We start from the raw sequence: 22,158 nt of genomic DNA, 5'->3' as shown, positions 1-22,158 counted from the left end.
CCAAGTTGGCCGCATTTCGTGGGCAGAGGTGTATCAAGATCCGCTTGTGGGGCAAAACGATGGTGTTCTCTGCGATGTAGGACACCGATAAGGTGCTGCGTGCAGTGGGCGGAGCTGGGCAGTTGATGATCTGCGGCCGGGCGGGGGGAAGCGCGGGCCGGGGAGAGTGGACGGGGTCTTGAAGTGTCGACAGCGATCGCGGTGACCGGCGCCGGGCTGGTGCTGCCGCCGACGGACCGGCAGACGCCCGCCGCCGCGCTGCTGCAGCCGCCCGAAGCGCAGTCGCTGGACGCCGCGTTGGCCGAGATGCGGGAGCTGGCCGAGGAGCAGGGGCATGTGCTGGTTCTCTATCCGGCCAGTCTCCCCGGCGCCTTCGAACGGCGGCTGCATACGGTCCGGTCCCTGTTGGAGAACGAGCGGATCGCCCTGCTGCGGTCTTCGCTTCCGCCGCTCGCGCTCGCCGTTCTCGTCCGGCAGCTCCGGCAGCTCTCCGTCGCCGGGTTCAGCGCCGGAGTCGTCGCCTCGGCCGCGCGGCTGCTGACGCACTATCTGCACGCCGGCGCCCAGCTCACCTCCGTCGCCAAGCTCGACCGCGTTCCCGTCAGCCTCCGGGCACACGCCAAGTCCTGGGTGCCCGGAGCCCAGTTCGGCGTCGTCGCCGCCCCCGCACCGCAACTGGTGAGGATCGGCAACGGGGACCTGAACGGGCCGCCGTTCGCCACCCGTCTGGCTGTCGCGAGAGGGCAGCTCCAGTCCGACTGGGTCACCGCCACCCTCGCGCCCGCCTGGCAGGCGCGGGCCGTGCACGAGGTCGAGCTGCCGGGCGACTCCGCCCTCTGGTGGGGCACCGGCAGGCTCGTCGAGTTCGTGGCGTACCTCCCGGAATACGCCATGGTCCACCAACTGGTCTCCTCGGTCCTGCGCACCCGCTGTCACTGGTGCGGTGCGGAACTCATCGGTGACCGCTGCGCCTTCTGCTCCGCCCCGCCCGTCCCCCACCACCAGCCAGCCTGACCCGCCCACGTCCCCCGATGAGGTTGTCCGGCCCATGAACTCCCGCCAGCGCCGCGGCGTCATACTGCTGCTTCTCTCCGTGCTGCTCGCCTTCGCCGCCTTCGCCGGTGTCCTGTCGGTGATAAGTGACGTGAACGCGAAGGTGGGGCCCGAGGTCACCGCCTATCAGGTCCGGACGGACGTCGCTCCGTACACACAGCTCACGGAGAAACAGTTCGAGAAGGTCTCCATGCCGAAGCGGTGGCTCTCCGAGAACGCCGTCACCGATCTGTCCGAGATCGAGGGGAAGATCGCCGTCACCCATCTCCGGAAGGGTTCCCTGCTGCAGAGCGACATGATCGTCCGGCGGCCCGCCCTGGAGCCCGGCGAGCAGGAGATCGCGATCATGATCGACGCCGCCACCGGCGTGGCCGGCAAGATCAAGCCCGGCGACAAGGTCAACATCTTCGCCACCTTCGCCGGTGAGGAGGGCGGGACCCCCGCCCAGTCGAAGATCATCGTCTCGAACGCCAAGGTCATCGACGTCGGGCGGCTCACCCCGCTGGAAGGGAAGGACGACCGGACGCGGATCAACCAGGCCGTGCCCATCACCTTCGCCCTCGGCACTCTCGACGCCCAGCGCGTCGCCTACGCGGAGTCCTTCGCCGAGAACGTCCGCCTCGCACTGATCGCCCCGGGCGGCGGCACCTCGCTCACGCCCGCCGAGCGCACCTACGAAATCACCCAGGACAAGTGAGACGGGATGAACGGATGAACGGGATGATCACGAGGATTCTCCCCGCCGTCGGTGACCCCGACGCCGCCCGGTCCGTCACCGCCCTGCTCGGTCAGCTCCCCGACGCCGAGCCGTCCGTGCCCGTGACCGACTCCGCCCAGCTGATCGACGCCCTCGCCCGGCTTGCCGCCGAGTCCCTCGACGAACTGCCCGAGGTCGTGGTCGTCCACGAGCGGATCGGCCCCGTGCCCGCGCTCGAACTCATACGTGAGGTCGCGCTGCGCTTCCCGGCGGTCGGCGTGGTCCTCGTCACCGCGGACGCCGGCCCCGGGCTGTTCTCCGCCGCCATGGACTCCGGCGCCCGGGGGCTGGTGACACTGCCGCTCGGATACGAGGAACTCGCCAGCCGCGTCCAGTCCGCCGCCCAATGGGCCAACGGCGTACGCCGCCACCTCGGCACCGGCGGCGAGACCGCGGCCGGTCCCGGCGGCACCGTCGTCACCGTGTCCGGCGCCAAGGGCGGCGTCGGCACCACCGTCACCGCCGTCCAGCTCGCCCTCGCCGCGCAGGCGTCGGGACAGACCGTCGCCCTCGTCGACCTCGACCTGCAGACCGGCGACATCGGCTCGTACCTCGACGTGCGGTTCCGCCGCTCCATCGTCGACCTGGCCGGGATCCAGGACGTGACCCCGCGCGTCCTCCAGGACGCCGTCTTCAGCCACGAGTCCGGGCTGTCGCTGCTGCTCGCACCCAAGGAGGGGGAACGGGGGGAGGACGTGTCCGACCGGTCCGTACGGCAGATCCTCAGCTCCCTGCGCTCCCGCCACGCGGTCGTGGTCGTCGACTGCGGCGCCCAGATGAACTCCGCCAACGCCGCCGCCGTCGAGATGGCCGACAGCGCACTGCTCGTCACCACCCCCGACGTGGTGTCGGTGCGGGCCGCCAAGCGGCTGGTCCAGATGTGGCACCGGCTCCAGATCCGCAAGGCGGAGGACACGGTCGCCGTCGTCAACCGCTTCACCCGCACCACCGAGATCCAGCCGCCGCTGATCCAGAAGATCACCGGCACGCGGGTCGCCGGGACCACCGTCCCGGCCGGTTTCAGGGAACTGCAGGGCGTCGTCGACGCGGGCCGCCTGCACGACCTGGACGCCCGTTCCACGGTGAAGCAGGCCCTGTGGGGCCTCGCCGGGGAGCTGGGCCTCGTCAAGGCCGGGGCCGCCCTCGCGAAACTGCCGGGCAAGCACCGCACGGACCGGGGGTCGATCGGCTTCCGGCGGCGACGATCGCTCAGTGGTGGTGAGACCGGTGGCGGGAGCAGGAACCTGTAGACCGTGCTTCGGAGCCGTACACGGGAGGGGCGAGGCGATGGGGCGCAGGAGACTCCTGGTGGCGGGCCTGCGGGGCCGGCCGTACGGCGACCGGGGCCAACTGGCCGTCGAGTTCGCCGGCCTGCTGCCCGTCGTCCTCGTCACCATCGCCGTCCTGTGGCAGGCCGCGCTCACCGGGTACGCGTTCGTGCTGGCCGGCAACGCCGCGGACCGCGCCGCCCGCGCCGCGGCGACCGGTGAGGCATGCGGACAGGCCGGCCGGGAGCACCTGCCGGGCGGCTGGACCGCCCGGATCAGCTGCGGGCGCGACGGCGACATGGTGCGGGCCGAGGTCGCCGTCAGGGTGCCCGTGCTGTTCCCCGGCGGCGCGGACTTCCCGCTGGAGATCTCCGGCCGGGCCGGCGCCGCGAGGGAGGCACGGCCATGAGACCGGGCGGCGCCCGCGCCGCGAAGCCCCGGCACGACCGGGGGTCGGCGGTCCTGGAGTACGTCGGCCTCCTGCCGGTGCTGCTGATCGTCGGCGTCCTCGTGATCCAGCTCGGCCTCACCGTGTTCGCCGTGCAGCAGGCCGGTACGGCGTCACGCGCCGCCGCGCGGATGGCCTCGTACGAGGATCCCGACCGCTCCTACGGGCAGGCCGGGCGCGACGCGATGAGCACCTGGCTGGCCGACCGGGCGAGCTTCGCGCTCGACGCGGGCAGCGAGGAGGTCACGGTCACCGCCACGGTCCCCGTCCCGTCGCTGATCCCGGGCCTGCTGGACGGGATGACGGCCACCCGCAGCGCCACCATGCCCGTCGACGACGACCGCTGACCTCACTTCCCAAGGAGCACACGCATGAGCCTGCGGGCACGCCTCACCGGTGCCGAGCAGCCGCAGAACGGGCTGACGGAGGAGAGCAGGCTGGTCTCCGTCTACCGGGCCAAGCTGCTGGAGGAGATCGACCTCGCGGAGATGTCCACGCTCCAGCCCTCCGACCGCCGGGTGCGGCTGGAACGGGTCCTGGGCCACATCATCAGCCGCGAGGGCCCGGTGCTGTCCTCCGCCGAGCGCGCCCAGCTGATCCGCCGGGTGGTGGACGAGGCGCTGGGGCTCGGCATCCTGGAGCCGCTGCTGGCGGACGCATCGGTCAGCGAGATCATGGTCAACGGACCGGACCAGGTGTTCGTGGAGCGCGGCGGGCGGCTGGAGCTGCTGCCGATGCGGTTCGCCTCCGCCGAGCACCTGATGCAGACCATCGAACGGATCGTCTCCACCGTCAACCGCCGCGTGGACGAGGCGAATCCGATGGTGGACGCGCGACTGCCCTCCGGCGAGCGGGTCAACGTCATCATCCCGCCGCTGTCCCTCACCGGCCCCATCCTCACCATCCGCCGTTTCCCCCGCGCCTACACCCTCCAGGAGATGATCGGCCTCGGCTCGCTCGACGAGCAGATGATGATCCTGCTGTCCGGCCTGGTCCGCGCCAAGTTCAACGTCATCGTCTCCGGCGCCACCGGCACGGGCAAGACGACCCTGCTCAACGCCCTGTCCGGGCTCATCCCCGACGGTGAGCGCATCGTCACCATCGAGGACTCCGCCGAGCTGCGCCTCCAGCAGTCCCATGTCATCACCCTGGAGTCCCGCCCCGCCAACGTCGAGGGCAAGGGCCGGATCACCATCCGCGACCTGGTGCGCAACTCGCTGCGGATGCGCCCCGACCGGATCATCGTCGGCGAGGTCCGCGGCGGCGAGACCCTGGACATGCTGCAGGCGATGTCCACCGGTCACGACGGCTCGCTGGCCACGGTCCACGCCAACAGCGCCGAGGACGCCCTGCTGCGGCTTCAGACGCTCGCCTCGATGTCCGAGGTCGAGATCCCGTTCGTCGCGATCAAGGACCAGATCAACAGTGCCGTCGACGTCCTCGTCCAGCTCACCCGGCACACCGACGGTTCCCGGCGCGTCACCGAGATAGCGATCGTGGACTCGTACGGCCGCGAGGACTACCGGATCGTCTCGGTGTGCCGGTTCATGGCGGAGCCGATGACCGCCGACGGTGCCGTACGCGGCCGGTTCGCGTACCACCCGCTGCCGCGCCGGGTCGCCGAACGCCTCTACATGCGCGGCGAGCCCATCCCGCAGGCCTTCGGCGTCGCCCGGTCGGACGACCAGCTCGCCGTGCGCCGGACGGTGGGGTGACCACCATGGACAGGCTGGCTCTCCTGACGGTCGGCGTCACCCTGCTCGCCGGGGTGCTCGCCGTCGTCGGCGTGCACACGTACTCCGCGGGCAGGACCCAGCAGCACCTGCTCTACCAGCGGCTGGCGCAGAGCGACGAGATCCCGTTCACAGGCCGCCGCCGGCGCTTCCGGGGGGTGGACCGGCGGCTGCGCCGTACACGGCTCGGCAAGAGCATCGAACGGAAGACCAACACCACGGGCATCGACCTCACCCCCGGCGAGTACGCGGTGTACGTCGTCGGGGCGGCACTCGGGGTCTACTTCGTCGTCGGGTCGGTCTTCGCGCCGTTCTTCGGCCTGCTCGCCGCGCTGCTCGGACTGTGGGGCGGCAAGGCATTCCTCGACTACCGGATCGCCAAGCGCACCGAGGCCTTCATCAGCCAGCTCCCGGAACTCACCCGGGTGCTCGCCAACGCCACACAGGCCGGGCTCGCCCTCCGCACCGCCATCGCCATGGCCGCCGAGGAGCTGGACGACCCGGCGGGCGAGGAGTTCCGCCGGGTGGCCGACCAGCTCGCCGTCGGCCACAGCCTCGACGAGACCCTCGACGAGCTGGCCGGGCGGCTGCCGTCACGCGAGCTGAAGGTACTGGTCTCCACCCTGGTCCTGTCCAACCGGGCGGGCGGCACGATCGTCACCTCGCTGCGGAACCTGACCGAGACCCTGGAGGAGCGGAAGGAGACGCGGCGCGAGGTCACCACACTGCTGTCGCAGGTCAAGGTCACGGCCATCGCCGTCCCGGTACTCGGCTTCGGCTTCCTGCTGCTGCTCAACGGCATGCGGGACGGGGCGCTCGACGACATGACGGACGCGACCGTCGGCAAGATCGCGGTGGTCGTCGCCGCCGGGCTGTACGGACTCGGCTTCTTCCTCATCAAACGGCTGACGCGCGTGCGTGTCTGACGGCCGCGCGATCCGGACGCACACCCCTGCAAGCCCCCGCCCCCGCCCGCCAACCCACACCCCGCCCGCCAGACCCACACATCCCCGGAAGCCCACACATCCCCGGAAAGCCGGGAAAGGAGGAGTCCACCCCATGGCCGCCCTGCTGCTCGCCACCGCCTTCGGCCTCGCCGTCCACGGCGTCTTCCACGGCATCCGCCTCTACCGGAGCGACGCGAAGCTGCCCCCCGACCTCGCGCTCGCCCTGGAGGTCGGCTCCACCCGCACCACCGCCGCCGGTTCCGCCATCGACCGGCTCGGCATGCGCCACGCGCCCCGCGTGCTGCGCCTCATGGGGCCCAAACGGGTCGACAAGGTGCGCCGCAAGCTCGACATGGCGGGCAACCCCAACGGCCTGACCGTCGACCGGTACGCGGCCCGCGTCGCCGTCTACGCCGGGCTCGGCACCGTCGCCGCGCTGAGCATGCTGATGAACGGCCGGATCGTGCTGGCGATCCTGTTCTTCGTCTACGGCCTGTTCTGGACGGACGTCACCATCAGGTCCGCCGTGAACCGCCGCAGGGACGACATCGAACGTACCCTCCCCGACTTCCTCGACGTCCTCGCCGTCGTGGTCTCCGCCGGGCTCGGCTTCCGCCAGGCCCTGGAGCGGGTCGCGGAGAAGTACGAGGGCCCCTGGGCCGACGAACTGCGCATCACCCTGCGCCAGATGGACATGGGCCTCAGCCGCCGCGAGGCCTTCGAGCAACTGCGCAAACGCAACGACAGCGAGCAGGTCTCCATGTTCGTGACCGCTCTCCAGCAGGGCGAGGAGCTGGGCGCGCCCATCGTGGACACGCTCATCCAGATCGCCAACGACATGCGCCGCACCGACGCGCAGAACGCCCGCCGCAGGGCGTCCAAGGCGGTGCCCAAGGCCACGCTGATCGTCACCAGCTTCATGCTGCCGGGCACGATGATCCTCATCGGCGTCGGCTTCTACTACGCGTCCGGCATCGACATCAACGACCTGCTCGGCCGCTGACATGGGACGGGGAGACGCGGTTCGGGGACCGGCCGTGCACCGGCGTGACGGGACGCCGGCCGAGAGCGGGTTCCTGCCGTCCGGCGCGGGCCCGTCCTCCAGCGGCCCCGCCGCCCCCGCCCTTGCCCCCGTGACGACGCTCTCCCTCCCCGTCCAGGTGAACGCCCTCTCCGCGCTCTGCCGCCAGCTGTACGGCTTCCGTTTCGCGATGACGGCCCTGGCCACACCCTTCGCGCTGGCCGGAGCGCGCGGCGAGCTGTCCCGCTGGCTGGCCGGCTCGGCGGTCCTCGTCACCGTCATGGTCTCGTACGCGCTGCTCCGGGACTGGGAGCGGTTCGGCCCCGTCCTGCTGCGCCACCCGACCCTCCTGGCCGCCGACATGCTCTTCGGCGCGCTGCTGCTGTTCACCGCCTCGCCCGACTCGACGCTCGCGTACGTCACCATCTGCACCCCGCTGCTCGCCGGACTCGTGTACGGCTGGCGCGGAGCCACCGTCTTCGTGCCGCTCCAGTCGCTGCTGGTGGGCCTCGCCTACGCGGTGGACGGCGAGGTGGAGGCGGACGTGTCGGCCCTGCTGGTGGTCGGCCTGTGCGTCATCGCCGGGGCGGTCGGCACCAGCCTGCGCCGCCTGCTCCTCGGCTTCGGCGCGGCGGGCCAGGCGCTGACGGAGGCCCGCGCTCGGCTCGCCGCGCACGAGGCGGTCGAAGGCGAACGGGCCCGCCTGGCACGCGAGATGCACGACTCGGTGGCCAAGACCCTGCACGGCGTGGCCCTCGCCGCCGACGGACTCGCCCGTTCCGCCGACCGGATGGATCCGGCCGCCGTCAGGGAAGGGGCCGCGCTGGTGGCCCGCTCGGCCCGTCGGGCCGCGGCCGAGTCCCGGGAGCTGCTGGCCGACCTGCGCCGCGAACCGGGTCAGCCCGGCGGTGTCGACCTCGCCTCCGAGCTGGCGTCCCGCACAGCGGACTTCGCCCGCCGCACGGGCCTGCAGGCCACGTACCGCTCCATGCCCAGGGCCGACACGCCGCCGCCCGTGCCGTACGCGGCGGCCCGGCAGCTGCTGGCCATCGCGTCCGAGGCGATGGAGAACGCGCACCGGCATGCCCGGCCGACACGGGTGGCCGTGGCGGCAGGCGTGGAGGGAGATCTGCTGCGCGTCAGCGTGTACGACGACGGGCGCGGTCTCCCGTCGGACATCGCCCTGGAAGACCTGCGCCGGAGCGGGCACTTCGGCATGGTCGGCATGGTCGAGCGCGCGGCGGGCGTCGGAGCCCGCATCCGTATCGGGCGGGGCGGCGCGGCACGGGGCACGGAGGTCCGGCTGGACCTGCCGCTCGCGGCACTGCGCCCCGGCTCCGCCGCCTCTTCCGCCGGGGCCCACGACGCCCCGGTCCCGCGGAGAGGAGGCCGCACATGCCGCATCCGTCCCTGACCACGCCCCTGCGGGTGGTGGTGGCCGACGACAACCCCGTCGTACGGGCGGGGCTCACGGCCCTGCTGTCCGGCTGCGAGGACCTGGAGGTGGTGGCCCAGGCCGCCGACGGCCGCGAGGCGTACGAGGTGACGCTCCGGCTGCGCCCCGACGTGGTGCTGCTGGACGTGCGGATGCCGGGCGTGGACGGAATCACGGCGCTGCCGCACCTGGCACGGCTCGCGCCCGTACTGATGACGACGTACAGCGGGGAGGCCGGGACCGTACGCGAGGCGTTGCGCCTCGGGGCCGCGGGCTACCTGGTGCACGGCGAGTTCACGGTGGACCAGTTGGTCACGGCGGTACGGGACGTGCGGGCGGGCCGGGCCCGCTTCACGCCCACGGCGCGCCACGCGGCGCTGGGCACCTCCGTGTCTGCAACTGCACACATGTCCGCATCGGAGGGGGCGTCAGGCGAGCTGCCTACCCTTCTCGACGCGGAGTTGAGCACGCAACGATTTGCACCAACCCCTTCGCTTCCGCAAGCAGATGTGGCACATTCTTCTCCGGGACCTGGAGGAGTGCCCGGGTCGCTGAGCCGCCGGGAGGGGGAAGTGATGGAGCTGATCGCGTCGGGCATGACCAACCAGCAGATCGCCGCGGCCTGCTTCATCAGCCAGAAGACGGTGAAGAACCACATCAACCGCATCTTCGCCAAACTGCACGCCCAGAGCCGAGGCCAGGCCATCGCCATCTGGCACGGCACGAGACGCGGAGGCGCCGGCTCGTGACTGACACCGGTTCCGGACACCGCGCATGGACCCGCCGTTGGGCCCTGGGGCCCATGTGGGTAGGGAGTCCCCGGACGTACGTTGCAGAGCCGGCCGACACGCGGCCGGCCGCACCTGGAGGGGACCACCATGCTCAAGGACGCCACACTCAGGGCCACCGCGGCCACCAGGGCCTACATCGGCACGTGGGCCCACACCCGGGCCGACCGCATGCGGGCCCGCAGGGACGAGGGGCAGGGGGCCATCGAGTATGTGGGGATCACGATTCTCGTGGTGGCGATCGTGGTGGCGTTGTTGAACACGAATGTCGGGGCATCCATTGCCCAGGCGTTCTCCGAGGCGATCGACCAGGTCATCGGCGGCGAATGAACCGCTGCCTTCGTCGCGAGGAAGGGCAGGCTGCACCGCTGTACATCACGGTGGTGGTGGGCCTGCTCTTCCTCGCTTTGCTGTACTTCGTGTTCGGCAAGGCGGACATCCGGCGGAACGAGGCCCAGACGGCGGCCGACGCGGCGGCTCTCGCGGCGGCGATGGAGTCCAGGCAGGGACTGGAGAATGGCCTGAAGCTGGGTCTTCAGGACGACATCCTCGACGGTGACTTCGTGCGGAACTTCCTCAAGGGCAACGTGCCTGGCAGGGACGGCGGCTGCCACGCGGCGGACTACTTCGCGGGGCGGAACGGCGCGAACGCTGCCTCCGTCGACTGCGGCCCGCTCGGTGACGGCAGATGGGGCTTCAAGATCACCCTTGAATCGGGCAAGACGGTCGGCGAGAGCACGCTCCCCGGTACGGAGAGCCAGCGTGCCGTGGCCACGGCCACGGCGGTCGTCGAGCCTCTCTGCAGGTTCACGCCCAGGGAGAACCCTCGGGACGAGGACGGGGAGTCCGACGAGGAAGAGAAGGAATCACCGTCTCCCGGCGTGATCCAGTGCGAGGACAGGGACTGGATCATCGACCCGGCCGACCTGGATCTGCTTCCGGGCCTGACGGACCTGTTCCGTGTCCGCCTGACCGAGGACTGACCGAGACCGAACACAAAGGACGAGCGATTCATGAAGATTCGGCACGTAGGAAAGCTGCGCCGGGCTGGGTTGGCAGCCGTCCTGGCCGCCGCTCTGACTGTCTCCCTGACCGCGTGCAGCAGCGACGACGGCGCGCAGCCGCCGACGAAGGTCGCGGCCGAGAGTCCCAGTGACAAGAAGAACGAGGACAAGGGTGAGGGCGGGGGCGCGGACTCAGGCCGGGACGGCGGCGGCACGACGCTGCCGGACACGAGTAAGGTCCTTGCCACTCTGAAGGGCAGTGAGCAGGGCATCGCGATGGTGATCTATTCGGCTGTCCGTGACGACGGCGGCTTCCTGACGGTAAGCGGCGAGATCAAGAACGACTCGGGCAAGCGCTACACCACCCAGGTCAGCTGGAGCGGTGACGAACGTGCGGTCGCCCGGACAGGCCGGTCCTTTGCTGCGATGACGCTGGTGGACTCCAAGGAGAAGAAGCGCTACTACGTGCTGCGGGACACGGAGAACCGTCCGCTCACCACCACAGGTCTCCCGCTGGGTATCAATGCGGGCGAAAGCCTGCCCTTCTTCGCCCAGTTCCCCGCCCCACCGGCGACGACCACGAAGGTGGACCTCCAGTTCCCCGGCTTCCCCAACGCGTCGCTGGAGATCTCCTGATGCGCGCCCCGGTAGCGCCGGTCATCCTCGCCGGAGTGCTGGCGTTCGGCCTCCTGGGCGCCCCGCAGGCCGTGGCGGACGAGGGTGACAGCCCGTACCCATCGCCGCAGTCCGTGGCCCCGATCCGGGTGAACGAGGCGGACCCGGACCTGAAGCTCCCCGAAGGCGCGAAGCTCGCACCCCCCAAGGTGCTGGACATCCGCTCCGTCGTCGAGGACCTCGATGGGGAGGAGCGCCGAGAGGACACCAACTCCGACGTACGGCTGGCTCTTCAGGCGGAGGTGCTGTTCGGCAAGAACAGCGCGGACCTCGGCGGCGAGGCGAACGCCCGTATCAAGGCGATCGCGGAGGAGATCGAGCGGCAGGGCGCGACCAAGGTCCGGGTCTTCGGTTTCACCGACAATCTCGGCTCGTCCGCGCACGGCGACATGCTGTCGAAGCAGCGTGCGGACGCCGTGCAGAAGCTGCTGGCGAGGGAACTGCCGCCGAGCGTCACCTACGAGATCCGCGGGTACGGCGAGGACTATCCGATCGCGGACAACGGCACGGAGGAAGGCCGCAAGAAGAACCGCCGCGTGGAGATCTCCTTCCCGCGCGGGCAGTAGTGCCGCACGGGACCGGTTCCCGCCACACCGGAACGAGTCCCCGTGCTCGTCGTCGCGCGCGGGAGGGCGACTGCTGCGGCAGGCGGTCGTCCTTCCGCGCGAAGGGCGCCACGCGTGGTCGAACGCTGCGTGACGGGGGAGGCGCCGCTCATGTCCCCGCGCGACGGAACCTCGCGCGGTACTCCCTCGGCCGCTGGCCCGTGTGCCGGGCGAAGACACCGCTGAACGTGCCGGGGTCGCGGTAGCCGACGGCCGCGGCGACGCCGGCGACGGTCCGGTCGGTGGTCTCCAGCAGATGCCTGGCCCGACGTACCCGGGCCGCCTGCAGGTAGGCGAGCGGCGTCTCGCCCGTCTCCCCGCCGAAACGGCGGAGCATCGTCCTCGTGCTGACGTGGAACTGCCGGGCGAGGGCGGGCAGGTCGTAGGGGGACTGGAGATTCCCGTCGAGCCACCGCTTGACGCCGAGCGAGAACTCCCTGCCCGCAGGGGGTATGAGCGCGGAGTCGACGTAGGGGGTCTGCGCGGAACGGGCGTCGTCGACCAGCGCGATGCGCGCGGTGCTTCGGGCGACGCCGGGGCCGTCATGCTCGCGGATGAACTGCACGGCGAAGTCGTACATGGCGCTGAACGCGGCTGTGGTCGTCACCCCCCGGTCGGTCACGACCAGGCTCTCCGGGCGGAGGCGCACATCGGCGTACCGGCGGGAGAAACGGTCCGCGAACAACCAGGAGGTGGTCGCCTCGCGCCCGTCGAGCAGCCCGGCCTCCGCGACCAGGAAGGCGCCCACGCAGATCGACACGACGGTGGTCCCGGATGCCGCCTGTGAGCGGATCGTCGCCACCTCCGGTCCCAGGTTCCCGAGTGTCGCGTCGAGATCGAGCGTGGGCGCAAGCTCGAAACCCGGCACGATCAGCACATCCACCGGGCGGACCGCCGAGACGTCGAGGCCCCAGCCGCCGGACGCCGCGATCCGTCGCCGGGGCGAGAGGACCGACACCTGACAGGCCGAACGGGCCGACTGCACCGGCCCTTGTGCCGCGGCGACGTGCCCGGCCATGGCCAGGAGATCGGGGACTCCGAACACCTCCGACGCGAAGCAGCCGGGATAGGCCAGCACACCCACGCGCAGCGGACCCATACGCCCTCCGGCAGCCTGTGAACGGGTGGCGATATTACCGGGACACCTGGCGATCCCGCCGCTTCCCGGGAGGGCGGCCGCTGGCCATCATGTCCGTCATGACCACCATGCGAGGGCAGAACGACCCGATTCCGCGTGTACCTGCCCTCCCTCTTCGGCGTCGACGGTGCCTGTCCGCTCGTCGACGCGGGCGACGCCGTCGTCCGACGCGTGTGCGTCAGCGCCGAGTTCCGTGCGTTCGCCGGTGGCGGGACCAGCCCCGTCGTCACGTGGTTGCGGGGCCTCGCCCGCCAGGCGCACGCGGAGTGCGGCGGGCCGGGTGTCGGTGCCGTTGGACTGTGTTTCACCGGCAACTTCGCCTTGACCATGGCACTCGAACCCGCCGTCGTCGCACCGGTGGTCAACCATCCGTCGCTTCCGCTCGACGACCCCGGCGGGCTGGAGATGAGCGAGGAGGACGCCGCCGCCGTGGCCGAACGCGTGGCGCGGGACGGCCTTCGGGTGCTCGCCTACCGCTTCGACGACGACAGGTGGTGCAGCGGTCGGCGGTTCGCGGCCTACCGGGCGTTGCTGGGGGACGCGTGCGACGGCCGAGTGCTCCCGGCCGGGTCGGCGAACACGAACCCGCCGCCCTTCTTCCGTGATGTCGTCGGCTGCGCGCACAGCGTCGTCACGGCGCACCTCGTCGACCAGGAAGGCCACCCCACCACGCAGGCCCGGAACGAGATCATCGCCTTCCTTGCCGAGCGGCTCGGGACGCAGCGGGAATGAACGCGCCCGGCACCCCCGGCATGCGAACGCCCGTACGTATCAGAGGTATACGCTGCTGGGCGATCACTGCACGACGCGCACAGCGAGGTCTTTTTGTCTGTCAGGGGGAACAGCATGCGGCGCCGCTCCACGGCTCTCCACGGCGTCCTGGTCACCGCACTGGGGCTCGTACTCACCGCCTGCGGTGGTGGCGGGGGAGGGGAGCCCGAGGGCTCCACGGACGGCGCGGCTCGGGGCGGCGGCGTCACCGCGAGCCCGAGCCCGAGCGCCACGTCGAGCCCGAGCCCGAGCCCGAGCCCGAGCCCGAGCCCGAGCGTGGAATGGAGTCCCGCGCTGTCGATGGGTCAGCCTGCTCCGGAGCTGTACGAGCCCGCCACCTCCGGCGGTGGGACGTTCCAGGTGGCCGTCCAGAAGATCGTCAAGGGAACCCCGGCACAGATGGAGGAGGGCTACTACGAGGGGAAGGGGCTGGGCGACACCCCGTACTTCGTGTACGTGACGTACACCCTGAAGGACGGGACGCCGGCCCACGCCAACTCCGACCTCAACGCCAATGCCGTGGCCCTCGACGAGAGCGGCCAAGAGGCCGCCAAGCGCCCAACCGTCCACACGGGTTACGTCGAAGGCGGCTGTCCGGTCGCGGACATCTACCTGGGCTGGGACGTCGGTGAGTCGCGCACCCTGTGCTCCGTCTACATCGGGGACGCCTCGGACCAGCCCGCCCGACTGGCCTGGAACCCGGAGGCGGAGACCCCGGAGGACTACAAGCAGGGCGCCTCCTGGGAGTGGACCACCCAGTGACCCTCCGCTGACCCGGTGCGGGGGCGGCCCGCCGGGCGCCGCCCCCGGAGCCGTACGCCGGGCCACGCCGCGAGAGGGCGTCCCCTCCACGACTGGCGGGGGACGCCCTTCTGCGCCCGGCCTCCGGCGGCGGCAGCAGTCCATGACGGAGGAGCCGCCTGCCCGCGGTACGGTCCGTTCTGCTCCCTCACCGGTACGTGCGTACGGATCGCCGGCCTCCCCGGAGGGCGGCCTCATGGCGCCGGTACGAGGCGCGCTAGTCCGTGGTGACGCCCTGCTGGACGGGCCAGGAGGTCACCGTCCTGCGCTCGCCGCACTTCTCCCGTGTCGTTCCCTCGCAGACGAAGGCGGACCCGGTGGTGGTCGGGCGGTACGCGGTGCGGAACTCGATCGGCGTCGTGCCGGGGCCGCACTGCGTGGCGTGCCGGAAGGCGGGACCGGGCGCGAGGTCGTGGTTGAACTGGAACCACACCGAAGAGCATCCGTCGCCGGTGTTGCTGAGTTCGCCCAGGATCACCAGCGAGGGCAGGAAGTCCCCCGGGTCCTGCTGGACGCCGCGGGTTCCCTGGGCCGTGGCCGTTCCGTGGCCGACGCTCCAGGGCACACCGGCGGCCGAAGCGGGCGTGCCGGTGAGCAGGAGGGCGGCGCCGGCGGCCAGGCATGCCGCGCCCGTTCTGAGCAGGTGAGAACGCATGGTGCTTCCTTTCGTCAGGCGGGAACGCGGGCTCTGGCGGGTGTGTTTCCTGCCTCCGTCTCCGCGTCCTCTTCGTCCTGGTCTTCGGTCTTCTTCTGCATCGCGGGCTCGCCCGCGCTCTCCACCGGCGGACCGGCTCTCCGGAAGGCCCTGCGCAGGAGTCCGGTGATGTCGGGGTCGTGGCCGAGCGGGGCCAGGAGCAGCAGGAGGCCGGCCCACATGGCGAAGGCGAAACTCCACAGGCCCATGGTGATCGCGATGGTCAGATGGAGGAGCACCCCGAAGGGCAGGAGCCTCCAGCGCACCTTCTGCGGCATCAGGAGTGATGCCGCCAGGGAGAGTTCCACGACCAGCGGCAGCCAGGTCATGGCGGCGACACCCACGGGGTGGGCGACGACCGCGCCGGTCAGGGGGCGCAGCCAGTCCGGTGCGCCGAAGGCGTGGTTGTTGGTCCAGTAGTACAGCGCGGTCCCGTCGGCCCATTCGGCGTGAGGGAGTTTGGCCACGCACGCCTGGAAGTAGAGGATCGCGACCTGGACACGGGCCACGACGAGCGCGCTGACCCCGACGAGCGCCAGGACGCCACGCCGGCCGCTTCCACCCACCCCTTCGTGGTGCACCGGGCTGCTGGACTGCCAGTGCCAGCGGCGGTCGTCGCCCAGCGAGACGAGTGCGATCAGCAGGGCGAGCACCCAGGTGATCTGGTCGCCGCCGTCGGGAATGGAGATGCCGGTGAAGACGCTGAAGGCCACATAGGCGTGCGGGAGTGCCGTGAGGCGGGGCCGCCAGCCGCTCGCCGCGACGGCGAGCACCAGGCAGCAGGCCCAGCGCATGGTGTCGTACTGGTCGGGGCCCACGAGGCAGAAGGCGCCGGCGGCGGTGACACCCTGGCACAGCGGGTACTGGCCGACGGTGGCGACCTCCCGGAAGAGGGTCGCCGCATCGCTGAACGCCAGCGTGCCGAGTGTGCCGAGCGCCAGAAGCGTCCTGGCCAGGCCGTAACCGGCCGCCCAGGGCAGAGGGATGGTCCGCTGCCGCATCAGCAGCTCACCTCCAGCACCATGACGCGTTCGAGACTGTGGGCCTCGGGCACGAGGTCACGCCACGCCCACGGGGTGGGCCGTTCCTGGAGCAGGCCGACGGTGCCGCACAGCGTGGGGTCGGGCGAGTGGTTCACCACCCGCCGGGCCGGTGCGCCGTACTCGTTGAGGCAGCGCTGCCGGTCGTCGGAACAGTCACGCCAGTCGTCCTGCTGCGCGGAGGTCAGCAGCATCGCGATCTCCACACCCTGCGCCCGGGACTGACGGTCGAGACCGAAGGCGTTGCCCGGCGAGGCATGCGGGGTCAGGGAGAGCGGCCTCCAGCCATCAGCCGCCTTCTCGGAGGGCGACTTCGCGAAAGGCATCACCTCCGGGTCCCTGGGGGACTTCGTGAAGAATGCCCAGCCCTGTGGAGCGAGGTTCACGACCGTGTGTCGGACCGTCTGCTGGCCGGGGAGGGAAATGGTGTTCTTGGGGAGGTGTTCCTGAACCACGTAAACGATTACGAGGGTCCATAGGGCGCATATGGCGAGCATTGCTCTTCCCGAAACGGAGACGGAGCTGTTCCCGTTTCTGGTGAAGGCGCCGCAGTAGTATCGGAATTTCTTCTTCATCTCGGTGTGCCGTCCCCCGTGCCGCGCGATGTGTTGAGCGCCCTGGAGCGCTGGACAACGAGCCGGTGGGGGTGGGGAGTCTGCAGCCTCCCCACCCCCACCGTCAGGTACTAGGCGGTCTTGAGCGCCTTCGTGACCTGGGCGACGGCCTCGTCGCGGGACAGCGGTGTCTGGTCGGCGCTGGTCGGCTGCGCGCTCCAGAACCAGTTCTTGCCCTTGACGAAGTTGGCGCCCACCGCGATGGTGACGGTCACCACGGCACCGGCGGCGGTCACCGCAGCGGCGACGTGCACGACGGCAGCGCCCACCGCCACGGTGACACCGCAGAGCTGCCCGTTCTCCACGGGCGTCGCCTTCTTGTCCGTCTTGGCGACGGACAGCAGCATGTCCTGCGCTTCGATGACGGCCTGCTCCACCTGGCGCGGGTCACCGCTGCGGGCCTGACGGCTGAGGTCCGCGAAGAAGAACGGGTTCCGCTTGTTGATCAGGTCGATGACGGCGTCCGAGGCGCGGGTCTCGTCGGGCGTCTCGTTGTCCAGGTGCTGCCGGGCCTCCGCGAAGAGGTCCAGTGCGGCGAGGTTCCGGCCGACCTCCCCCTGGCCGAAGAACAGCCCGCGGAAGACGTTCTCGCCGTCGGTCTTCGCGGAGACGGCGGATGCGGCGGATGCGGTGACGGACTTGGCGGACGAGCCGGCGCCGGCGTCCGCGACGGCGGCCGGAGCGGCTCCCGCGCACAGCGCGGCCGTTGTCACGGCGGCCACGGTCCACATTCCACGCTGTTTGATATTCACTTCGTTCCCCTGGGTCGACATAAATGCGCCGAGGGGAATTGACGTGCGGTCACCACGAGCCCCCCGGTGCGCGATCTGCGGAAGATCATTACATGCGACGATTGGGGGAGTCGATCCGTTGTCCCCTGCTCGAAGGAATTCTTGACGTAGTTTCCACAGGGATTTGACAGCCTTGGTGTGGGCCCCGGGACGGCGGTGGGGAGAGGTGACCGCCCGGGGCCGTCCGCTACGCCGAGTTCCGTGCTCCCAGGGAATTCAGGAGTGCGGCGCCGCGCTCGGCGTCGTCGACGCTCACGGCGAAGTCCTTGCCGCCCGCCCGGACGACCAGACACTCGCCTCCGCGCAGCATCACGGTCGTTCCCAGGCCGCTCAGGCGGTAGCCCCAGCCGCCGACCTGGGCCGGCGTACGGTGCTCCGTGCGGGCGGACTCGATGTCCTCGACGGACCAGTGCCGGGCCGGCCAGCCGAACGGCCCGAAGGACACCTTCAGCCCTTCCTCGTCGACTCGCGCCTGCACCGACGCGAAGGCCAGTACCAGGATCGAGGCGAGCGCGAACGGCGCGATCATCGCGAGCGGGGCGAACGGCGGCATGTGCGGCTGCGCCATGCCCCCGAGGGCGACCAGTGCGACGGCCAGGGCCACGAGCCCGGTCACCGCCGAGACGGCGTGAAGCCACGGGTTGGCGGCGCGGGAGAACCACGCGATCCGCTGTCCTTCGGGCAGATCCATGCGGGGACCGGCCCCGTCCCGCCCCTGCGGCGCGGGGCGCCGACGGCAGGCCAGCCAGCCGATCGCGCCCGCAGTGACCGCAGCGACAAGGGCCGCCACGACCCAGTCCGCGACCGAACCGGCCTCACGCCAGTCGTCACGGTCCAGGTTCGCCCGGACGATCGCCGCCTGTGTGCCGACCAGGAACGTCCCGCCGGACAGCAGCGTGGCCGCCGCCCCGCCCCGCACCGCGCCCCCCGGGTCACCGCTCCCGCCGGCCGCGCGGCCCGCCCGCCGTACCCAGAGCGCCACACCCGTGGCCAGCGCCGCCCAGATCAGCGCAGGGAACACGGCGGCGGCCCAGAGCGGCATCGAGTCGTCCGGGCCCCCCGCCCCGTCCCCGGACCAGTGTGTCGCCAGCCGGTCCGGCAGCCGCCCGCTCGCGGCCAGCGGTATGCCGGCCAGCAGGACCAGGACCCCGACGACCCAGCCGATGACTCCCCACATCGCTCCGCTCGCGCGTTCCGCACCGTTCTTCATGGAATCCCCCTGATCATCTCGATGAGGTCAGACTTGCTGTAGCCCAGGCCGGCCGCGTCCGTCACCAGGTCTCGTACGCGATGCAGCAGCACGGAGCGCTGGTCCGCCCCCTGAGCCACGGTCACTCCGCGCCCGCGCCGGAACTCCAGCACGCCCTCGTCGCGCAGGGAGCGCAGGCCGCGCAGCACGGTGTTGACGTTGACGCCCAGCGCCTGGGACAGGTCGCGAGCCGGTGGCAGTCGGTCACCTGGGCCGCACTCGCCCTCCGCGATGGCTCGCCGGATCGCCCCGGCCACCTGCTCGTGCAGAGGACGGCTGTCAGTGACGTTCAGTCTCAGCAGCATGATGCTAATGAAGATAGCACCATTCACTTCCGTTGTGTTGTCGTCACGGGATCGAGGGGATGCCGGGCAGGCAGAGAACTGCCGTCGCTCCGAAGGCTCCTGGACGGTGCGCCGGGCGCGGCGGCGGCACGTGGGGCGGGGTGCCGGAGGGGTGATGCGGGTGAAGGGGGAGGGCTGAGGTGCAGGGGCCGGGACGCGGAGGCCTTCCCGAAGCCGGTGTCCGTGCCGCGCTGATATTTCTGGAACGGCGTGCGGGTGTGTTCCTCTGTCTGCGGTGTGCCGGGCGGGGCGGGGTGAGCCCGGCACGAAGGCGTCCGGCCGCCGGTCCGGTTCGGCAGCATCCGTGAAGCCGGGGCATGCCGTGGCCGGGCCCGGCCGCCGCATGAGTGTGCTCTACGTGGGCCGGCCGGTCGTGAGCCGCTCGTACACCGTCACGCGCCGACCGCGGACCTGCTCGTCCGCGACCGCGGTGAAGTGCTCCTTCAGCACGGCGGTCTTCATCCGGTCCCGCCGGCCCGCGACCGGCTTCGCGACCTGTGCCGAGTCCGTTATCAGCAGTATCCGCCGCCGGGCGAGCATCGCGTCCCGTATCCGCGCGGGCTCCGCCTCGACGCCCTTCAGCGTTCCGGACCGCTCGGGGGTCTCCGCCAGGGCGATGTCGTGCAGACCGGCGAAGGCGTCGGGGGACACCAGTCCGGTGTCCCGCCGCGCCGCAGGTATGTAGAGCACCCCGTCCCCCGGCGCCTTCACCTGCCGCACCTCTTCCGCTATCGCCAGTACGTCGTCCACCCGGCTGGCCGGGGACCTCTTGGCCAGTGACTGCGGCAGCAGGGCCGCCACCGTCACGGCGAGAACCACGGGAAGGATCACCTGCCCGGCTTTCGGGAACCGTGGCGTGGCCGCCCGCACCGCCGCGCCGACGATCGCACCGGACAGCAGCGCCAGACCCAGCAGGCTGAACAGGATGTACCGGTCCACGAACAGGGGCTGGATCAGGGAGAGGCCGATCAGCCCGAGCTGCGGCACCGCGAGCAGCGGAAGCCCGACGGCCGCCAGTGACAGCGTGCCTGCCCGGGGCCGGTCCAGCAGGGCTCCCAGCCCGCCGACCGCCAGGAGGATCGCCGGGCCGATCATCATGTGCCAGGTCAGCGGTGGTATCCAGGACACCTGGCCGGACTGGCTCCGGCTGAAGATGATCAATGGCAGAACGCCGGTCGTGGCGGTCGCCGAGGCCGCCGCCCAGCGTGCCCACACCCCGCGCCCGGCCCGCGCCCACACCAGCGTCGCCATGTGGGCCGGCAGAATCATCAGCGAGAGCCAGTTCAGCAGCCCGCAGACGAGGACGGTGCCGCCGTACGCGATCCAGGGCGCGACGTGGCCACGCCCCTCCAGCGCGCTCACGAGCAGCAGCGTCGATATCCCGGCCCCGGCCGCGACCAGTGCGTAGGGGCGCCCTTCCTGCAGGTGGAACTGAACGGCCGGGATCAGCGCGAACACCAGGCCACCGCTCAGTCCCGCCCAGGTGCCGGCCAGCCGATGGCCGATGGCGGCCACACAGGCGCCCGCCACCGCCATGGCCAGCACGGACGGAAGCCGCAGGGTGGTGGTGCCGGGCCCCTGGAGCGTGAACAGGCCGTGCATGAGCAGGTAGTAGAGACCGTGCACGACATCGACGTTCTCCAGCATGTGCATGATGTCGGAGGTGGACCGCCGTGCCACCTGCCAGGTCGCGGCCTCGTCCCGCCACACACTGTCCTGCCGCGAGAGCCCCCATAAGCCGAGGGCGAGAGTCCAGAGCATCGGGATCAGCCATACGTGAAGACGGTGCCGGGGGACGGCTGTCGGGGAAGTCATGAAGGTGGTTCAGCTCCTTGGAAGGTGTCGGGTTACGGAGTCCGGCGGTGCATGGTCATGCTCTGCCGGTACGTGTTCCGCGTGGGGGCCCGGGGTGCCACCGCGGGCTCGGGGACGCTGTTGCGGCGGATGCCGTCCACAGGGCCGCCCCCGTCGCCGTCGGCGATCCGCCGCTCTTCTCGCCCATGTCCACAGGGCACTCGGCAGTGGCTTCCTCCCTGGCGCTCGCCGGGGCGAGGGCCTTCGTGCCGAGTTCGCGCTCCGGGTGCGCGGCGAACGGCCCGTCGGCGGCCGGTGAGGGCCGAAGCCCGCACTCCGGGCAGGTGCCCGTGAGGTCCAGCCGGTCCGGCAGCCTGCCGGCGGGCGGCTCCGGCCGGCCGTTCCGCGGGGTGGAACCCCCGCGAGCCGGTCACCGGCCCCGCTCCGGCGTTCTTGATCCACATGACCGGAAGGCTACGGGCGGCCCGGTGGCCGCCCGGCGCGGGCCGGCCCTGTCCGGGCGCTGCGGGCCGCCGTGAACGCCCTGAGGGCGAGGCGGTCCGTGCGTCCGGGTTGCCGTTGACGCGGTGAGGGAGGAGCCACGGGCCGTCGTCGCGGGCGACGGCGACGGCGGAGTATCCGCCCGACGTGCCGCTGTGCCGGAGGGCCGAGGGGGCCGCTGCCGACTCGGTGCCGGGCCGGCCAGGGCACGCTCCACGAGCCGGGCGGCCACGAGCCGGGTCATCGCGGGGCAGGTGCTCCACATGCCGCCGGCCGGGGCACCGGGCCGGTGAGGGGTCCACAGCGGGCGGGGGCGGCCCAGTGGACTCCGAGGCAGGAGCCGCAGGCCGCGGGCGGTTCGCCGTGGCGGCGCCCGCTTCCAGGCCCAGGGCGAGGAGGACGTGTCCGTCCACCGGTTCCTGGAACGTGCGGCCGGTGAAGCCGGTCAGCGCGTGCCCCGGTACGGCGTGTCCCGGGTCGGAGCAGAGCTGCTCGCCACGGGGGCGACGGGGAGGCGGCCGAGCCCGGGCAGGGCCTGCCGCAGGTCCCGCTCGGTGAAGGGCTGTACGGGGCTCGGCGGTGCGTCTCCAGGCCCGGGGGAGCCCCGGGAGACCTGAGGTGTGCTCGGCCCGGTGGCGCGGTGACGCCGGTGCCGGACGGTACGCCGTCCAGGCGCTCCTCGACGGG

Annotated in this window: 24 protein-coding genes; 16 read left to right on the top strand and 8 right to left on the bottom strand. The window is 71.5% G+C overall.

Annotated elements, in window-relative coordinates; translation table 11 throughout:
* The first annotated feature begins 201 nt into the window (after positions 1–201).
* The 14 genes from I3F58_RS16320 (at position 202) to I3F58_RS16255 (ending at position 11,695) form a co-directional block, all read left to right on the top strand.
* Complete coding sequence (locus I3F58_RS16320) at positions 202–1,014, top strand: hypothetical protein (protein WP_240109360.1); 813 nt, start codon at positions 202–204, stop codon at positions 1,012–1,014.
* Positions 1,015–1,048: 34 nt separating this feature from the next.
* Entirely contained in the window at positions 1,049–1,750 is a 702-nt protein-coding gene (gene cpaB, locus I3F58_RS16315; RefSeq protein ID WP_240109338.1) for a Flp pilus assembly protein CpaB, read from the top strand.
* Between the two features lie 23 nt (positions 1,751–1,773).
* Positions 1,774–3,060: an AAA family ATPase gene (locus I3F58_RS16310; protein WP_240109337.1), complete on the top strand. Its 1,287-nt coding sequence runs from the start codon at positions 1,774–1,776 to the stop codon at positions 3,058–3,060.
* A gap of 37 nt (positions 3,061–3,097) precedes the next feature.
* Entirely contained in the window at positions 3,098–3,487 is a 390-nt protein-coding gene (locus I3F58_RS16305; RefSeq protein WP_240109336.1) for a TadE/TadG family type IV pilus assembly protein, read from the top strand.
* Positions 3,484–3,873 (top strand): TadE/TadG family type IV pilus assembly protein, encoded by a 390-nt coding sequence (locus I3F58_RS16300; RefSeq protein ID WP_240109335.1) that lies wholly within the window; start codon positions 3,484–3,486, stop codon positions 3,871–3,873. The genes I3F58_RS16305 and I3F58_RS16300 overlap by 4 nt, the downstream gene beginning before the upstream one ends.
* 24 nt (positions 3,874–3,897) lie before the next feature.
* A complete protein-coding gene (locus I3F58_RS16295) occupies positions 3,898–5,241 on the top strand; it encodes a CpaF family protein (RefSeq protein ID WP_240109334.1) in 1,344 nt (447 codons plus the stop codon).
* Positions 5,242–5,246: 5 nt separating this feature from the next.
* The gene (locus tag I3F58_RS16290; RefSeq protein WP_240109333.1) at positions 5,247–6,185 is read left to right on the top strand and encodes a type II secretion system F family protein; all 939 of its coding nucleotides are present in this window, start codon (positions 5,247–5,249) and stop codon (positions 6,183–6,185) included.
* A 133-nt stretch (positions 6,186–6,318) separates the two neighbouring features.
* On the top strand, positions 6,319–7,209 hold the full coding sequence (locus I3F58_RS16285) for a DUF5936 domain-containing protein (protein WP_240109332.1): 891 nt from the start codon (positions 6,319–6,321) through the stop codon (positions 7,207–7,209).
* A 34-nt stretch (positions 7,210–7,243) separates the two neighbouring features.
* Complete coding sequence (locus I3F58_RS16280) at positions 7,244–8,641, top strand: sensor histidine kinase (RefSeq protein ID WP_374207985.1); 1,398 nt, start codon at positions 7,244–7,246, stop codon at positions 8,639–8,641.
* Positions 8,623–9,411 carry a response regulator transcription factor gene (locus tag I3F58_RS16275; protein ID WP_240109331.1) on the top strand — a complete coding sequence of 263 codons (789 nt, stop codon included), beginning with the start codon at positions 8,623–8,625 and terminating at the stop codon, positions 9,409–9,411. Before I3F58_RS16280 ends, I3F58_RS16275 begins: the two co-directional genes overlap by 19 nt.
* 129 nt (positions 9,412–9,540) lie before the next feature.
* On the top strand, positions 9,541–9,780 hold the full coding sequence (locus I3F58_RS16270) for a hypothetical protein (RefSeq protein WP_240109330.1): 240 nt from the start codon (positions 9,541–9,543) through the stop codon (positions 9,778–9,780).
* On the top strand, positions 9,777–10,433 hold the full coding sequence (locus I3F58_RS16265) for a pilus assembly protein TadG-related protein (RefSeq protein WP_240109329.1): 657 nt from the start codon (positions 9,777–9,779) through the stop codon (positions 10,431–10,433). The genes I3F58_RS16270 and I3F58_RS16265 overlap by 4 nt, the downstream gene beginning before the upstream one ends.
* A 30-nt stretch (positions 10,434–10,463) precedes the next feature.
* Positions 10,464–11,090 (top strand): hypothetical protein, encoded by a 627-nt coding sequence (locus I3F58_RS16260; protein ID WP_240109328.1) that lies wholly within the window; start codon positions 10,464–10,466, stop codon positions 11,088–11,090.
* Positions 11,090–11,695 (top strand): OmpA family protein, encoded by a 606-nt coding sequence (locus I3F58_RS16255; protein WP_240109327.1) that lies wholly within the window; start codon positions 11,090–11,092, stop codon positions 11,693–11,695. Before I3F58_RS16260 ends, I3F58_RS16255 begins: the two co-directional genes overlap by 1 nt.
* A gap of 148 nt (positions 11,696–11,843) precedes the next feature.
* Here the strand turns inward: I3F58_RS16255 and I3F58_RS16250 are convergent, their stop codons facing one another.
* Positions 11,844–12,833: a GlxA family transcriptional regulator gene (locus I3F58_RS16250; protein ID WP_240109326.1), complete on the bottom strand. Its 990-nt coding sequence runs from the start codon at positions 12,831–12,833 to the stop codon at positions 11,844–11,846.
* Between the two features lie 135 nt (positions 12,834–12,968).
* Here I3F58_RS16250 and I3F58_RS16245 point away from each other — a divergent pair, with 135 nt between their 5' ends.
* Both I3F58_RS16245 and I3F58_RS16240 read left to right on the top strand, forming a co-directional pair.
* Positions 12,969–13,604 carry a dienelactone hydrolase gene (locus tag I3F58_RS16245; protein WP_240109325.1) on the top strand — a complete coding sequence of 212 codons (636 nt, stop codon included), beginning with the start codon at positions 12,969–12,971 and terminating at the stop codon, positions 13,602–13,604.
* Positions 13,605–13,718: 114 nt separating this feature from the next.
* Positions 13,719–14,405, top strand: coding sequence for a hypothetical protein (locus I3F58_RS16240; protein WP_240109324.1), 687 nt, complete (start codon positions 13,719–13,721; stop codon positions 14,403–14,405).
* Between the two features lie 256 nt (positions 14,406–14,661).
* On the opposite strand, the gene I3F58_RS16235 is transcribed toward I3F58_RS16240, so the two are convergent.
* The 7 genes from I3F58_RS16235 to I3F58_RS16205 form a co-directional block, all read right to left on the bottom strand.
* Positions 14,662–15,099, bottom strand: a complete 438-nt coding sequence (locus I3F58_RS16235) for a hypothetical protein (protein ID WP_240109323.1) — start codon at positions 15,097–15,099, stop codon at positions 14,662–14,664.
* A 14-nt stretch (positions 15,100–15,113) separates the two neighbouring features.
* The gene (locus I3F58_RS16230; protein WP_240109322.1) at positions 15,114–16,139 is read right to left on the bottom strand and encodes a sporulation-delaying protein SdpB family protein; all 1,026 of its coding nucleotides are present in this window, start codon (positions 16,137–16,139) and stop codon (positions 15,114–15,116) included.
* Positions 16,139–16,675, bottom strand: coding sequence for an SdpA family antimicrobial peptide system protein (locus I3F58_RS16225; RefSeq protein ID WP_240109321.1), 537 nt, complete (start codon positions 16,673–16,675; stop codon positions 16,139–16,141). The genes I3F58_RS16230 and I3F58_RS16225 overlap by 1 nt, the downstream gene beginning before the upstream one ends.
* Positions 16,676–16,863: 188 nt before the next feature.
* Positions 16,864–17,514, bottom strand: a complete 651-nt coding sequence (locus tag I3F58_RS16220; RefSeq protein WP_240109320.1) for a sporulation delaying protein family toxin — start codon at positions 17,512–17,514, stop codon at positions 16,864–16,866.
* Between the two features lie 256 nt (positions 17,515–17,770).
* A complete protein-coding gene (locus I3F58_RS16215; RefSeq protein WP_240109319.1) occupies positions 17,771–18,793 on the bottom strand; it encodes a DUF1648 domain-containing protein in 1,023 nt (340 codons plus the stop codon).
* The gene (locus I3F58_RS16210; protein ID WP_240109318.1) at positions 18,790–19,137 is read right to left on the bottom strand and encodes a GntR family transcriptional regulator; all 348 of its coding nucleotides are present in this window, start codon (positions 19,135–19,137) and stop codon (positions 18,790–18,792) included. Before I3F58_RS16210 ends, I3F58_RS16215 begins: the two co-directional genes overlap by 4 nt.
* Positions 19,138–19,530: 393 nt before the next feature.
* Positions 19,531–20,991: a glycosyltransferase family 39 protein gene (locus tag I3F58_RS16205; RefSeq protein WP_240109317.1), complete on the bottom strand. Its 1,461-nt coding sequence runs from the start codon at positions 20,989–20,991 to the stop codon at positions 19,531–19,533.
* Positions 20,992–22,158: the final 1,167 nt, after the last annotated feature.

Origin of the sequence: Streptomyces sp. MUM 203J, from assembly GCF_022414595.1 — a bacterium.
Classification (GTDB): Bacteria; Actinomycetota; Actinomycetes; order Streptomycetales; family Streptomycetaceae; genus Streptomyces.
This window is presented reverse-complemented; position numbering and strand designations above follow the sequence as displayed.

What these genes read in the sequence shown, in the direction of transcription:
- I3F58_RS16270 (WP_240109330.1), top strand. Translation starts at nt 9,541, where the DNA reads ATGCTCAAGGACGCCACACTCAGGGCCACCGCGGCCACCAGGGCCTAC.
- I3F58_RS16230 (WP_240109322.1), bottom strand. Translation starts at nt 16,139, where the DNA reads ATGCGGCAGCGGACCATCCCTCTGCCCTGGGCGGCCGGTTACGGCCTG.
- I3F58_RS16310 (WP_240109337.1), top strand. Translation starts at nt 1,774, where the DNA reads ATGATCACGAGGATTCTCCCCGCCGTCGGTGACCCCGACGCCGCCCGG.
- cpaB (WP_240109338.1), top strand. Translation starts at nt 1,049, where the DNA reads ATGAACTCCCGCCAGCGCCGCGGCGTCATACTGCTGCTTCTCTCCGTG.
- I3F58_RS16285 (WP_240109332.1), top strand. Translation starts at nt 6,319, where the DNA reads ATGGCCGCCCTGCTGCTCGCCACCGCCTTCGGCCTCGCCGTCCACGGC.
- I3F58_RS16265 (WP_240109329.1), top strand. Translation starts at nt 9,777, where the DNA reads ATGAACCGCTGCCTTCGTCGCGAGGAAGGGCAGGCTGCACCGCTGTAC.
- I3F58_RS16205 (WP_240109317.1), bottom strand. Translation starts at nt 20,991, where the DNA reads ATGACTTCCCCGACAGCCGTCCCCCGGCACCGTCTTCACGTATGGCTG.
- I3F58_RS16300 (WP_240109335.1), top strand. Translation starts at nt 3,484, where the DNA reads ATGAGACCGGGCGGCGCCCGCGCCGCGAAGCCCCGGCACGACCGGGGG.
- I3F58_RS16225 (WP_240109321.1), bottom strand. Translation starts at nt 16,675, where the DNA reads ATGCTCGCCATATGCGCCCTATGGACCCTCGTAATCGTTTACGTGGTT.
- I3F58_RS16215 (WP_240109319.1), bottom strand. Translation starts at nt 18,793, where the DNA reads ATGAAGAACGGTGCGGAACGCGCGAGCGGAGCGATGTGGGGAGTCATC.
- I3F58_RS16235 (WP_240109323.1), bottom strand. Translation starts at nt 15,099, where the DNA reads ATGCGTTCTCACCTGCTCAGAACGGGCGCGGCATGCCTGGCCGCCGGC.
- I3F58_RS16295 (WP_240109334.1), top strand. Translation starts at nt 3,898, where the DNA reads ATGAGCCTGCGGGCACGCCTCACCGGTGCCGAGCAGCCGCAGAACGGG.
- I3F58_RS16240 (WP_240109324.1), top strand. Translation starts at nt 13,719, where the DNA reads ATGCGGCGCCGCTCCACGGCTCTCCACGGCGTCCTGGTCACCGCACTG.
- I3F58_RS16250 (WP_240109326.1), bottom strand. Translation starts at nt 12,833, where the DNA reads ATGGGTCCGCTGCGCGTGGGTGTGCTGGCCTATCCCGGCTGCTTCGCG.
- I3F58_RS16290 (WP_240109333.1), top strand. Translation starts at nt 5,247, where the DNA reads ATGGACAGGCTGGCTCTCCTGACGGTCGGCGTCACCCTGCTCGCCGGG.
- I3F58_RS16305 (WP_240109336.1), top strand. Translation starts at nt 3,098, where the DNA reads ATGGGGCGCAGGAGACTCCTGGTGGCGGGCCTGCGGGGCCGGCCGTAC.
- I3F58_RS16275 (WP_240109331.1), top strand. Translation starts at nt 8,623, where the DNA reads ATGCCGCATCCGTCCCTGACCACGCCCCTGCGGGTGGTGGTGGCCGAC.
- I3F58_RS16255 (WP_240109327.1), top strand. Translation starts at nt 11,090, where the DNA reads ATGCGCGCCCCGGTAGCGCCGGTCATCCTCGCCGGAGTGCTGGCGTTC.
- I3F58_RS16210 (WP_240109318.1), bottom strand. Translation starts at nt 19,137, where the DNA reads ATGCTGCTGAGACTGAACGTCACTGACAGCCGTCCTCTGCACGAGCAG.
- I3F58_RS16260 (WP_240109328.1), top strand. Translation starts at nt 10,464, where the DNA reads ATGAAGATTCGGCACGTAGGAAAGCTGCGCCGGGCTGGGTTGGCAGCC.